This is a genomic window from Novosphingobium sp. BL-S-21, from assembly GCF_055521655.1.
Map to the genome: position 1 here is coordinate 1,769,566 of NZ_CM145495.1, position 12,689 is coordinate 1,782,254.

The window sequence follows — 12,689 nt, forward strand, 5'->3', positions numbered from 1 at the left end:
ACTTTGAGCGATTTGGACAATTTCGACGACCTCGCCCCATTCACCAAGCTGGTCGGCGGAGGCCGCCGCAAGGAGTGGACCGGCGCCGTCGTCAACCCGCCGGTCTGGCGCGCGAGCACGCATCTCTACGAAAACACCGCCGCACTCGCGGAAGGCCCGCGCCGGAACGAAGACGGCCGGTTCTTCTACGGTCGCCGCGGCGCTCCCACGCAATGGGCGCTTTGCGAGGCCCTGACCAAGATCGAGCCCGGCGCTTACGGAACGGTCATCTATCCCTCGGGCGTCGCCGCGATCGCCGGAGTCATGCTCGCGCTGCTCCGTCCGGGCGACGTCGTGCTCATCACTGACAATGCCTACGATCCCACCCGCTCGATGGGCACCGGCATGCTTGCCGACTTCGGGATCGAGACCCGTTTCTACGATCCGCTCAACATTCCCGCCTACGAAGACTTGTTCTGCGAACGGACCCGCGCCGTCCTGATCGAGGCGCCGGGCAGCCTGTCGATGGAAGTTTGCGACGTTCCCGAACTGGCCCGCATCGCGCGCGCGAAAGGCGCCGTCTCCGTTCTGGACAACACCTGGGCCAGCCCGCTCGGTTTTGCCGGACTGGAAAAGGGCGTGGACGTGACCGTCATGGCGCTCACCAAGCATGTCGGCGGCCATTCGGACCTGATGATGGGCAGCGCCAGCGCGGGCGAGGAACTCTATGAGAAGCTCCGCAAACGCGCGCAGGATCTCGGCATCGTCGTCTCGCCCGACGATGCGGCACTCGCCCTTCGCGGGCTGCGCACCCTGGGCGTGCGTTTGCGCCAGGAAGCCGAATCCGCGCTGAAGATAGCGCGCTGGCTGGAAGCTCGCCCGGAAGTGGCGCAAGTGCTCTGTCCGATGCTGCCCGGCTCGCCCGGCCACGACATCTGGAGGCGTGACTTCACTGGCGGCTGCGGCCTCTTCAGCTTCGTGTTCAACGGCGGCACCATGGCCGACCGCAACCGCTTCATCGACGCCCTGAACCTCTTCGCCATCGGCTATTCCTGGGGCGGATTCGAAAGCCTGGTCGTGCCGATCGAACCGACCCGGCACCGCGAGATCATGCCCTGGCCTCCGGGCCAGCACGAGGCGTCCGACCACTACGGCGTGCGCCTCGCCGTCGGGCTGGAAGACACGGACGATCTCATTGCCGATCTCGAACAGGCGCTCGCGGCCATGAAGCGGACCGGCTCGGCGACATGACCAACCCGGTCGTCCGCATGGTGATGCCCAGCCCGACGCCGTCGCCCAGCGGCACGGCTGAGGCTGCGACCCATGCGGCAGGCCGTACGGGGGCAGACCAGCCGCTGGCGGGAGCGGACGGCCTCAAGAACGCAGTAACCTCGCACGGCGGCTTTCTCAGCGATCTGGTGGACACGCTGGACCGGCTGGCGGTGCAGGTCGGCTCCAGCAGGATTTCGGTCTGGGATCTCGTCGTCCTGCTCTTCGTGCTGGGGCTGGTCATCTCCATCGCCTGGGGTGCCAGCCGCCTTTCCAGCCGTGTGCTCCGCTCGGCAACAGGGCTCGACCAGACCCAGCGCCTGCTGGCGGAAAAGCTGGTCAGCCTGCTGATCTGGACGATCGCGATCCTCGTCGGCATCGACGTTCTGGGCATAGACCTCACCGCACTGACGGTGTTCTCCGGCGCCTTCGGCCTTGCCATCGGCTTCGGCCTGCAGAAGACGTTTGGCAACCTGATCGCCGGAATCATCCTCCTGATGGACAAGTCTATCAAGCCCGGCGACGTCATCACCATCACGGATGCCGCCGGAATGTCCACTTTCGGCCAGATCCGCCGCATCGGCATCCGCGCCGTATCGCTGACCACGCGCGATCAGAAGGAGTACCTGATCCCGAACGAGAACCTGATGATCAATCAGGTCGAGAACTGGTCCTATTCGAGCAAGAACGTGCGTATCCAGGTTCCCGTGGTCATGCCCTACGCCTGCGATATCGAACGCGTGGAACATCTCATGTTGGACGCCGCCAAGTCGGTAAGGCGCGTCCTGGCCGCTCCGCCGCCTACCGTCTGGCTCGACAGTTTCGCGGAGCGCGGCGTCAGCTTCGTGATCCACGTCTGGATCACCGATCCCGAGGAAGGCGTCGGAAATGTGCGGTCCGACGTCTTGAAGGCGCTCTGGCGCCTCATGCGCGAGCAAGGCATCGAAGTCCCCTACCCGCAGCGCGATCTCAACGTGCGCGACACCGAAACGATGCGCCAGGTGATCGAAGCGCTGCGTGGAACACACCAGACGCGCTCACCCACTGACCCTTCGGTTAGCACTTGATCTCGCTTCCTCGGCAGATATCCATCGGGCAGATCCGAGCCACCGTTTCCGCGCAAGCAGCTGCTCGCCTAGCGGACGCCCTCGGGTCGCCAGCACGGCCGGAGCCGGGAAATCCGCGCGAAATCGATACTTTATCCGTCTACAGCAGTACGGTGGCATCATCGTGTCTTAAGCACACCGAACGCATGCGGCTGGATGTCAATCAGACATCTTGCCGAGACGTTCTTTGCAGATCGCCTTCACTTCGGTTTCCAGCAGTTCGATGCGCTCCACAAGCCACTCCAATTCAACGTCCCGAATGACGTAGTGGGGCGAGTAGCGACCCTTGACATAGGCCTGATAGAGCAGTTCCCAGCACCGGTTTGCGAACTTGGTATTGCGAGGCCAAATGGGGATCAGGTCGCGAGCGATATCCTCTCCTCGACCCCGCAGGAATTTGAGGTTGTGCGACTTGGGGCTGTACAGTTTCAGCACAAGAAGCACGGTGTGGTAAAAGTTCTCGGTCGCCTGATGAAGCAGGAACGCCGCCTGGTTTCCGGCGCCATCGGAAATGAGAAATTTAGCGGCCCGAAGGAAGGCGCTCGCGCTTTCGAACCACTGTTTGAAATGGTTCTCCGCCTCTACGTGCGCGAGGCCAGTATCAAGGAGCCTCGGCAACTCGAATTGCTGCGCTTCTAGTTCATACAGCACTATACCCTCGCGCACGACGTCGACGAAGAAAGGCCGTCCGCGCGAAAGCTGAAAGTTGGCGTCCGCCATCGAATGGACCGTCAGTCCTACCGGAGCGGAGATCACATGGGCTATATCGTAGGCCCGGTTCAGATGATCCTTGGCCTTGCCCCAGTATTCGGCTTCGTCGGCAAGGCGTTCGTCATTCACCACCACAAGAATATCGTAGTCCGAATAGTATCGACCTACAGGGTCCGCAACCCAGTCGCCGCGCGCGTACGAGCCGTAGAGGATGATCTTCATGATCCGCCCCTGCTTCTTCCAGCCCTGCATTGCGAGAGCCAAAACGTCCTCGAATTCGGAGAAGATAATCTTCACCACGCGCTTCAGGTCGGTGCGCTTGTCTTCAGGAAGATGGTCGAGATCGGTCTTCATAGTCGCCTGATACTAGTCAACTTTGGCTCAAGAACAACCGCAGCGTTGCTGCACGGGAAGAAATCCCTGCGCCGTTTCCAGCGCGGAGATCGGCGCGGACGGCGCGGTCAGTCGGCAGGGTTCCATGACCGTACTCCTCCATTGCACGAGGGCCTGATCATCGAATTGTCCATAACCCTCTGCCCAAGGATTTGACATTCAATCTCCGCGGGTTTTGATAAGACGGTGAGGATCAGAGGGAGCGGATGATTGGCTAACGGCGTCTGGATAGTTCGCGTGAAGCGCAACAAAGTATCTGTCGGCATCTTTGCCTGTTCCTCGGATGACCTCATCCACCTCGTGGACGAAGTCTGCGATCCTAACGCCTGCGAATTCAAATCCATGCCTCCCGGCGGATTCGTGTTCGGAGGCACAGTAGTGCTTCACGAAATAGACGAGGAACAAGCAGAATACGCCCCCGTCCACATCGGCGACGGCTATCTGACGGAAAGTTGGGCCGAGCATGCCTACGACGACGACGGCACTTGGTGGCCCTTCATAATTGCGGAAAACGACTAGCCAGTTGCGACATGACGCCCGCGGAGTGCTGTCCCCACCCCAGCCCAGCCTTAGCCATACGGGCTCATCCATAGTCTGATCCACTCATTAGTCCGCCGGTACCTCCTGCCTCTCGACCTGTAAGGCGCCCAGGGGAACTGGGGGCGGGATATTGGGCAAGTGGGAAGCGCTGCGCATGCAGTGCGAAACTATCAATGCATTTGCACGGACCATCTATGCTACCGAGATCGAGCTTGGCGTTCGCGCCTACCTCACCGAACTCATCGAGAGGGCAAGGATCTCAACGCCACCGCATGTGCGCGGAAAAATGCGCTTTCTCCCGCTTGTACCGACGAGGCAGCTGCGACATCCAGTTCATGCTTGCCCGGCTAGGCTTTGCTGGTAGCTGTTAACGCAGATCGCCCGCTCAGATCTTGCCCTTACCGTCTTTTCGGCACCATCGAAAGGCCAATTAGAAGTCTAACAGCCTGCGGAAAAAGGAACTTCCCTTGAGGCCGTTGAGGTGATTCAAGTCGCCTCGACCGAGGTTGAAGGATTGAAGATGCGCGGCGGCGATCACCGGAGCGAAGGGCTGTTTTCTTACGTGAGCTGCGAAGCTCGGGTACCGGCGGATCATCCGCTGCGGGCAATCCGTGCAATTGTCGACGAGGCGCTTGAGGTGATGTCGGGGGATTTCGACGCGATGTACTCGCGTATCGGCCGGCCGTCGATCCCGCCCGAGAAGCTGCTGCGTGCGCTGCTTCTGCAGGCCTTCTATACGATCCGCTCGGAACGCCAGCTGATGGAGCAGATGGATTACAATCTGCTTTTCCGCTGGTTCGTAGGGCTGGCGATGGATGCGCCGATCTGGGATGTGACGGTCTTCACCAAGAACCGCGAGAGGCTGCTTGGCGGCGATATCGCCGCCAAGTTTCTGTCCGCGATCGTAGGGCAACCGCGCGTGCAGGCGCTGCTGTCAGACGACCACTTCTCGGTGGACGGTACGCTGATCGAAGCCTGGGCGAGCATAAAGAGCTTCAGGCCCAAGGATGACACCGCCTCGGACGGTGACGACGACGACAGCGCTTCGGGTACCGGACAAAACGCTCACGCCAAGGCCAAGGGGCGCAATGCTGAACGCGATTTCCATGGCGAGAAGTGGAGCAACCTCACCCACGCCTCAACCACCGATCCTGATGCCCGGCTATTCAAGAAGGCACGCGGTCAGGCCGCGAAGCTGTGCCACATGGCCCATGTCCTCATGGAAAACCGGCACGGTCTGGTTGTGGATGCAACGCTCACCCATGCCACGGGCACGGCCGAACGGGAGGCCGCGCTGACCATGCTTAGCCGTATGAAGGGGCGTCATCGCATCACGCTGGCGGCAGACAAAGCCTACGATACCGTCCACTTCGTCGCCGCGTTGCGCGAGATCGGAGTTACCCCGCACGTGGCACAGAACGTCAATGGCAGGCGCTCCGCCATTGATGGGCGCACCACCCGCCACCCTGGTTACGCCGTTTCTCAGCGGATCAGGAAACGGATCGAAGAGGTCTTTGGCTGGGCCAAGACCAGCGGAAACCTGCGCAAGACCCGACATCGAGGGCAAGCCCGCGTGGGGTGGAACTTCACATTGACCGCTGCGGCTTACAATCTCATCAGGCTGCCGAAGCTGCTGGTGGCAGCATAACTGTGCCCGAAATCCGCAGAAAGAAGGGTCCTGGCAAGCGCGGCAGTCAACAGATACCGATGACACCACCCCGTTGGCGCTAAACCTAATCAAAATCCGGCGCTCAAACGGTCCGAAGCTGACTTTTTCCGCGGCGTGCTAAGCGACAGGCGATTGAAACGTAGACCTATGCGGACCTACCGATCGATCGCGCTGGCCCGTCTCTCGTAAGGGAAAGAACGTGAACTGATTGGAATCGGGAATGGCCGGATAAGTCGACAAGCCGTTCCATGATAGACTCGACGAGCTCCACTGCGGCCTTGTCCGGCTTGCGCACGTCGCAAATGGTTATGACGATGCAGATCCCGACATCGCTGCTGATCATGACGATGCCTCCGCCACCGACGATGTGCGCCGCCGCCATAGACGCCGCGGACGTTCACTGCCAGCATGACGTCCAGTTCATCGGGCGCCACCGCCTCGAGCGTGTTCATGCGAAACAAGCCGCCTTTGACGAGAACGATCTTTTCGAGACGATCGACGAAGCAAGCAACGGCTGCAGTGATCGCGGCCGTGTCTTCGCTATCGGCGCGAATTGCCAGTGCCTCGCCGCCTTGCGCGGCGATCGTCTCGGCCAGCGCCCCGGCCTGTTCTTCGCTATTGACGTAAGTAAAGCCAACGGAATAACCGTCCTGCGCCAGTCGTTTGACGGCTCCAGCGCCGATGCCGCGTGATCCCGCCGAAGACGAGCGCAGTCCTGATCGCGGGTTCGATATTCATGGCAAGTCCTTCTTGAGAATGATGGTAAGGAAAATCAGGGGATCAGCAGCAGCTTGCCGGTGGTCGCGCGGCTTTCCATGTCGCGGTGCGCCTGGGCCGCATCGGCCATCGGGTAGACGCCGCCGAACCGCACCTTGAGATCGCCTTTCAGGACCCAATCGAACAGGCGCGCGGCGTGCTCCCGAAACCGTTCGGGGCTATGGATATGATCGGAGAAGACTGCGTAGCCGAGCTTGATGCTGCGGGGCAGGGCAAGGAGATCGATCGGGCCAGGGCCGCCCAGAACGGGGCCGTACCAGCAGAAGGTCCCGCTCCGCCGGAGAGAATCGATCGATCCTTGAAATGTCGTCGGCCCGGAGCCGTCATAAACCACATGCACGCCTTCGCCGCCGGTCAGCGCCAGCACTTGCGAGGCAAAATCCCCCTTGGCATCGACGATGACATGGTCTGCGCCCGCTTCCCTGGCGGCGGCCACTTTGTCCGCGCTCGACACGCGGCCGATAACGGTTCCTCCCCGCAGTTTCACGATCTGGGTCAGCAGCAACCCCAGTCCGCCCGCCGCCGCATGAACAAGGGCGATCTCGCCTGCCTGCACAGAGTGGAAATCCGTGGCGAAATGGCTGGCCGTAAGCCCCTGCATCATGATCGCGGCTGCGGTTCTGTCATCCAGCCCATCGGGGATGGCCACGAGCGCTTCTGCCGGCAGCATGATCTTCCCGGCATAGCTGCCCGGGGCGTAGACCCAGGCGACGCGCTGGCCGACAGCCATAGCAACACCCGCGCCCACCGCGACGATGCGGCCTGCACCTTCCACACCCAGGATCTTGGGATTGGGCATTTCCGCCCAAGCCATCCCCTGGCGAACGCCGATGTCCATGAAATTGACCCCGGCAGCGGTAATCTCGACGAGAACCTCGCCCGCTCCGGGTGTGGCAGGCGGATCGGGAACGTCAGCAAGATCAAGCACGTCCGCCCCGCCCACTCCGGTCATCACAATGGCTTTCATTTTCCGTATCCTTTTGTTGAATGATCGTTCCATAATTAGGCAAATAAAAAGACGCCCGGCGCCTATCGCAAAGCGCGTAGGGCCAGATCGCCAAGAGCACGCAAGTCCTCGTCTCCCGCACCGGCCCGCGCGGCAATCCGCAAACCGGAAAAGCTCATCACGATGAACGAAGCGATCGTATCGGCAGACACATCCTGGGCAACATCCCCCTCGGCCTGCGCGCGCGCTATAGTATCGGTCAGGATTGCCCGCATGGCAGCGTCGGCAGCGTCGCGGATGGCGACCAGTTCCGGCCGGCTACGGCCGAATTCGCAGATCGAGCCGACGCCGAGACAGGCATCCCGGGCATTGTCGACCACCCGGTCGACCATCGTCTGGATACCGTCGATGGCGCGCGGCTTGCTTTGCAGCATGGCGATATGCTCGCCGGTTTCATCGGCGGCATAGCGGCGCAGCGCCATCTGGTAGAGCTGCCATTTATCGCCAAAGGTGTTGTAAAGACTCTGCCTCCCAATGCCCATGGCATCGACCAACATCCCGGCCGACGTGCCCTCGAAGCCATGTTCGCGAAATACCGCCATGGCTGCGTTCAGCGCTTTGTCCTGATCGAATTCCCTTGGTCTTGCCATGAAGTGCCAGATAGGCGTTATGGAACGATCAGTCAAGTATTGATGAATGGATGCCCGGTTTGCGGCAGTCCTCGCCTTTCAGGAAGCCAAGGCAGCCTGTCCACGCTTGGAGCAAAAAGATCCTATGTAGGCCGCCAGTCTGAGTCGGTATTCTGACGGCAGTGTCATTCAGGAGATTGGCCATGACGACAGAACAGGAGCTTGCCTTCCGATCGGCGACCAGCGAAACCGTTTATGCGGCAATCGAGCTGAGCAAGAAGAGTTGGGTCATATCCGTAGCCCACCCTGACCAGCCCAAGCCGAGCATCTATCGTCTGCCAGGCGGCGATTTTGATGCCTTGGTGACGCGGCTTCGCAAGGTCGCCGGATCGATCCCGAGAATCGTGATCTGTTATGAGGCGGGCTACGATGGGTTCTGGCTGGCGCGCCGCCTGACCAGTTCAGGGATCGAGTGCCGGGTACTGGATCCCGCCAGCCTGCAGGTGAACCGTCGTGCACGCAGGGTGAAGACGGATCGCATCGATGCCCTGATGCTGCTCCGGGCCGTCATCGCGATTGACCGGGGCGATCATCATGTATGTGCTGTCGTGCGCGTTCCCGATGTCGAAGAAGAAGATGCGCGCCGATCGCACCGGGAACGGCAACGTCTAATCCACGAGCGCACAGCCCACATCAACCGGATCAAGGGCCTGCTTTTTGGACAAGGGATCAGGGGTATCGAACCAAAGCTGCGCGCGACCCGGATTGATTTTGCCTCCCTTGTCACCGCCGAAGGTAAATCGCTTCCCGAACGCCTACGCCATGAACTCGAACGTGAATATGCACGGCTGGCTTTGGTCGAAGAGCAAATCCGCTGCGTCGAGAAGGAGCGCGACATGGCTGATGCGCAAGACCCCGCCATCGAGCAGAAGCGCCAGATGCTTCGCCTGCTCCCCGGAATCGGCGGAACGACTGCCGCCATCATGGCGCGGGAAATCTTCTCACGGCAGTTCAGCAGCCGCTCGCACCTGGGTTCCTATCTCGGGCTGACACCGAGTGCCTACGACAGCGGCTCGACGACGAAATGTCAGGGCATCTCAAAAGCTGGCAACAGCTGGGCTCGGCGCATCCTCATCGAGATCGCCTGGATCTGGCAGCACAAACATCCCGAAAGTCCGCTGACGAAATGGTTCAGGGCGCGAACACAGGGGCAATCGCCGCGCATGCGCCGGATCATGTTGGTGGCTATGGCCCGCAAGCTGGCAATCACGCTGTGGCGCTATGTCGAAACTGGCCTCATACCTGAAGGATTGGTGATACCAGACAAGGCTGCTGCGGCCTGATAATCAGCCTTTGAGAGTTCAGGCCCCGGCCAGGGCCTGAAAGCGGGGTGACGGGCTTCGAGAGTACGATTGGTGCGAATGCACCGACAAAAAGTGTGAAACCGTCCCCTTGAACGTCTGAGCTGTGCATGCAGGATTGTGGCAAGCCGTCATGGAGCTGCCGGATATAAGTTGATGCGCCAGGCGCACGCCTGCACGAAGACGATCAACCCCGCCGATCTCGACAGAATGAAAAAGGCAACCGGACAAGGTCTGCCGCAGGTTCTGCGCGCGCCACTTGACACGAGACGCCACATATAAATCGGATCCTGAATAAGCTGCCGACTTCACAGGACCATGGGAAAGATACCGCGAGCCGACCTCGCTTCTATCCATCACCCCCCTGCAAAATGCCGCTCGAGGCGCGCGGCTTCGCCGGGCGTGATCGGCATTACCGCGCCGTGCTTCGGACCGGCGAAGTTGGTGGCCTTCATCGGCGAGCCGGCGTCGTTGAACCGGCCGAGGTTGCGGAAATGCTTGAAGTCGCTCGTTTCGGAGAAGCCCATGTTGTTCGGCCTGGCTCCAAACACGTCGTACATCAGCACATAGGTGTTCGTTCCGGCCCGGCGCCAGAGATTGGGTGCCTCGGTTCCCACGGTCTCGGGATCGACGGGTTTGGGATCGAAACGATAGCCGCCGTCGATCCTGTCGGAGACGGCCTGGCGAAGATGGCCGGGCTTCTCGTGAGCGACATAGAACAGGCGATACTTTTTTCCGACGCGGCTGATGTCTCCATCGATTGAGCCGACATTGGCCTTCGGGTACGTGAACAGCGGACGCGGTGGCTGGGTAAGCGTCGTGAACGCGTCGTCGGCATAGGAATAGACCATGTGCTCCGTCCCGGCTCCGTCGCGCGTGGTGTAATAGACCATCATCTTGCGGGCCTTGGGATCGTAGAGCGTCTCTGGCGCCCAGGCCGCGCCGAGGCGAGAAGTTTCGGAAAAAAGCTTGTCGACCGGGACGATGGCATGAGTCCAGTGGATCAGATCGCAGGACTTCATGAATATGAGCGAGCGGTTGTTGCCCCAGCCATATGTTTCCTTCGGCCGTTCCCATTCCGTTTCCCGCAGTCCCTCCCGCTGCGCGTTAATGTGAAGATCGGTCATGCTGAGGTAGAAGGCGCCATCGGGGCCGCGCATGATATGGGGATCGCGGATGCCCTTCTGTTCGGCGATGTCGCGGCCGTCCAGCACCGGCTTGCCGCCGTTGACGTCCGTGAACGAATAGCCGTCGCGCGAGACCGCGATGTGCAGGGAATGGGTCTCGTCCTTGAAGTAGACCAACAGATAAGCGGTAAGCGCAGAAGCCGAAGGAACCGGCGAGGCTTTTTGATCGGCAAGGCCCTGCACGATCTCAAGCTGCTTTTCTGGCACGCCGCCGCCGGGCTGCGCCATGCCAAACGTCCCCGGAGCGCCGAGGGCAGCAAGCCCGATCGCCGCCAGACAGGCAAACTTCACCTTCATTTTCCTGACTCCCCTCGATGGCCCGTCAGCGCATCTCATTCCACTTCCAGCACCGTTACCGACTTGGCCGGCAGTTCGAGGTCCACGCCGCCGCCGGCGAGGCGGGCCGGCAGCGGACGCGGGACGAACGGGTCCGCCTTGTCGAACGTGATACGGGTATCGATCCGGTCGGCGGTGAGCACCCGGGCGTTCGCGCGGTGCCAGCGGCCGCCATCCAGGCGGATGTTCAGCCGGTTAGCGCGGGCCGGATCGAGATTGGCGATCGTCACATGCAGCTTGCCGCTCGCATCGCGCGATGCCGAAACGTCGATGGAGGGCAAGCGAACGTCGCCCTGCACGTAATCCGGCGTCCGCACCGTGGCGGGCAAGGCCTGCGCCCCCTGATGGACCTGGTACATCTCGAAGACGTGGTATGTCGGGGTGACCACCATCTTCGAGCCTTGCGTCAGCACCAGCGACTGGATGACGTTCACCATCTGCGCCAGGTTCGCCATTCTCACCCGGTCGGCATGGCGGTTGAAGATATTGAGGCTCTTCGCTGCGATCAGCGCATCACGCAGGGTGCTTTCCAGATAGAGCTGCGAAGGGGCGTTCTTCTCGCTCTGGAACCAGGCACCCCATTCGTCCACCGCGAGCGCGACGCGCTTTTCGGGATCGTAGCGATCCATGACCTCCGAATGGCGGCGGATCAGATCGTCGGTAAGGTCAGCACGCGCCAGAGCCGCCGCCCAGCCGGCTTCGTCGAAGCCCACGTTCCGTCCCTTGGCATGCCAGTCGTTGCCGGCGAAGGTGTAGAAGTGCAGCGAGAGGCCCCAGAGCAGCGGCCGGTCCGTCGTCAGCGACAAGGGGGTCGGCTGCGGGCGCCACTTCATCGCCTGCGCCATCACGCGGTCCGTCCACGCATAATCGTCGGTATCTGCGCCCACGGCGATGAGTTTCGCCCGCTCGCCGGAGTATGTGCGCAGGAAAGCGGCATAATGCCGGAAGGCCGCGGCATAAGTGTCCGCGGTCATATTGCCGCCGCAACCCCAGCTCTCATTGCCGACGCCGATGAAAGGCACTTCCCAGGGTGCCGCATGACCGTTCGCTGCCCGCTCCTGCCCCGGCGCACTGTCCTGCGGGGCGGTCATGTAGCGAAGCCAGTCGTCGGCCTCACGAACGCTGCCGCTGCCGAGGTTCACCGAAACGAACGGCCTGGCGCCGATCTGGTCCAGGAAATCCATGAACTCATGCGTGCCGAAGGCATTGGTTTCCGGAGATTTGTCCCAGGCGGCATTGATCCCGCGCGGCCGCTTTTCTGCGGGACCGATGCCATCCCGCCAATGATAGCCGTCCGCAAAACAGCCGCCCGGCCAGCGGATGTTCGGAACCTTGATGCGGCGCAAGGCGCTGACCACGTCCGAGCGAATGCCACGCACATTCGGGATGGTGGAACCTGTGCCTACCCAGATCCCCTCGTACACGCCTCGCCCGAGATGCTCGACAAATTGGCCGTAGATGCTGGGATCGATCGTCGGGCCGCCGCTGTCTACCGAAATAGACACCTCCGAACGCAACGGCTTCGCCGCCTCCTCCGAGTCCTGAGCCTTTCCGCTCGGAGAAACGCAAAGACTGCCTGCAGCGAGAACCATCGTGACCCGTCCCGGCCACCGTCTGAATGTTCGAAACATCCTTTTCTCCCAATTGTCGGAGTATTAATGCCTTAAACTGGCTGAGGTCAATTGCTAAGCGGAACACCAGTCCACATAGAGGGCCGGCGAAGATCGAGATGCCAGAGCTTGCATCTGCAAGCGCCTTCATCCGTTCAGCCTGACCCTTCGGGAAG

The 12,689-nt window shown here is 61.3% G+C and carries 11 protein-coding genes; 5 read left to right on the top strand and 6 right to left on the bottom strand.

Features of this window, described 5'->3' with window-relative positions; translation table 11 throughout:
- Nucleotides 1-3: 3 nt before the first annotated feature.
- Nucleotides 4-1,230 carry a cystathionine beta-lyase gene (gene metC, locus ACZ1J6_RS07010; RefSeq protein WP_465127188.1) on the top strand — a complete coding sequence of 409 codons (1,227 nt, stop codon included), beginning with the start codon at nucleotides 4-6 and terminating at the stop codon, nucleotides 1,228-1,230.
- Nucleotides 1,227-2,315 (top strand): mechanosensitive ion channel family protein, encoded by a 1,089-nt coding sequence (locus tag ACZ1J6_RS07015; protein WP_132270029.1) that lies wholly within the window; start codon nucleotides 1,227-1,229, stop codon nucleotides 2,313-2,315. The genes metC and ACZ1J6_RS07015 overlap by 4 nt, the downstream gene beginning before the upstream one ends.
- 198 nt (nucleotides 2,316-2,513) lie before the next feature.
- On the opposite strand, the gene ACZ1J6_RS07020 is transcribed toward ACZ1J6_RS07015, so the two are convergent.
- A complete protein-coding gene (locus tag ACZ1J6_RS07020) occupies nucleotides 2,514-3,419 on the bottom strand; it encodes a HEPN domain-containing protein (protein ID WP_132270010.1) in 906 nt (301 codons plus the stop codon).
- A gap of 249 nt (nucleotides 3,420-3,668) precedes the next feature.
- Here ACZ1J6_RS07020 and ACZ1J6_RS07025 point away from each other — a divergent pair, with 249 nt between their 5' ends.
- Together ACZ1J6_RS07025 and ACZ1J6_RS07030 are read left to right on the top strand one after the other, a co-directional pair.
- On the top strand, nucleotides 3,669-3,977 hold the full coding sequence (locus ACZ1J6_RS07025; RefSeq protein ID WP_132270008.1) for a hypothetical protein: 309 nt from the start codon (nucleotides 3,669-3,671) through the stop codon (nucleotides 3,975-3,977).
- A gap of 541 nt (nucleotides 3,978-4,518) precedes the next feature.
- The gene (locus tag ACZ1J6_RS07030; protein ID WP_465127439.1) at nucleotides 4,519-5,646 is read left to right on the top strand and encodes an IS5 family transposase; all 1,128 of its coding nucleotides are present in this window, start codon (nucleotides 4,519-4,521) and stop codon (nucleotides 5,644-5,646) included.
- Nucleotides 5,647-5,822: 176 nt separating this feature from the next.
- On the opposite strand, the gene ACZ1J6_RS07035 is transcribed toward ACZ1J6_RS07030, so the two are convergent.
- The 3 genes from ACZ1J6_RS07035 to ACZ1J6_RS07045 form a co-directional block, all read right to left on the bottom strand.
- Nucleotides 5,823-6,401: an SDR family NAD(P)-dependent oxidoreductase gene (locus ACZ1J6_RS07035; RefSeq protein ID WP_132270071.1), complete on the bottom strand. Its 579-nt coding sequence runs from the start codon at nucleotides 6,399-6,401 to the stop codon at nucleotides 5,823-5,825.
- A 38-nt stretch (nucleotides 6,402-6,439) separates the two neighbouring features.
- Nucleotides 6,440-7,411, bottom strand: coding sequence for a quinone oxidoreductase family protein (locus ACZ1J6_RS07040; protein WP_132270006.1), 972 nt, complete (start codon nucleotides 7,409-7,411; stop codon nucleotides 6,440-6,442).
- Between the two features lie 62 nt (nucleotides 7,412-7,473).
- Entirely contained in the window at nucleotides 7,474-8,076 is a 603-nt protein-coding gene (locus ACZ1J6_RS07045) for a TetR/AcrR family transcriptional regulator (RefSeq protein ID WP_465127189.1), read from the bottom strand.
- 146 nt (nucleotides 8,077-8,222) lie between these two features.
- Between ACZ1J6_RS07045 and ACZ1J6_RS07050 the strand changes: the two genes are divergently transcribed.
- Entirely contained in the window at nucleotides 8,223-9,362 is a 1,140-nt protein-coding gene (locus tag ACZ1J6_RS07050; protein WP_465127190.1) for an IS110 family RNA-guided transposase, read from the top strand.
- A gap of 374 nt (nucleotides 9,363-9,736) precedes the next feature.
- Here the strand turns inward: ACZ1J6_RS07050 and ACZ1J6_RS07055 are convergent, their stop codons facing one another.
- Together ACZ1J6_RS07055 and ACZ1J6_RS07060 are read right to left on the bottom strand one after the other, a co-directional pair.
- Entirely contained in the window at nucleotides 9,737-10,858 is a 1,122-nt protein-coding gene (locus ACZ1J6_RS07055; protein WP_465127191.1) for a glycoside hydrolase family 43 protein, read from the bottom strand.
- 41 nt (nucleotides 10,859-10,899) lie between these two features.
- Nucleotides 10,900-12,408: an alpha-N-arabinofuranosidase gene (locus tag ACZ1J6_RS07060; RefSeq protein WP_465127192.1), complete on the bottom strand. Its 1,509-nt coding sequence runs from the start codon at nucleotides 12,406-12,408 to the stop codon at nucleotides 10,900-10,902.
- Nucleotides 12,409-12,689: the final 281 nt, after the last annotated feature.

Coding starts and splice junctions, on each gene's coding strand:
- ACZ1J6_RS07015 (WP_132270029.1), top strand. CDS start 1,227: ATGACCAACCCGGTCGTCCGCATGGTGATGCCCAGCCCGACGCCGTCG.
- ACZ1J6_RS07020 (WP_132270010.1), bottom strand. CDS start 3,419: ATGAAGACCGATCTCGACCATCTTCCTGAAGACAAGCGCACCGACCTG.
- ACZ1J6_RS07030 (WP_465127439.1), top strand. CDS start 4,519: ATGCGCGGCGGCGATCACCGGAGCGAAGGGCTGTTTTCTTACGTGAGC.
- ACZ1J6_RS07040 (WP_132270006.1), bottom strand. CDS start 7,411: ATGAAAGCCATTGTGATGACCGGAGTGGGCGGGGCGGACGTGCTTGAT.
- ACZ1J6_RS07050 (WP_465127190.1), top strand. CDS start 8,223: ATGACGACAGAACAGGAGCTTGCCTTCCGATCGGCGACCAGCGAAACC.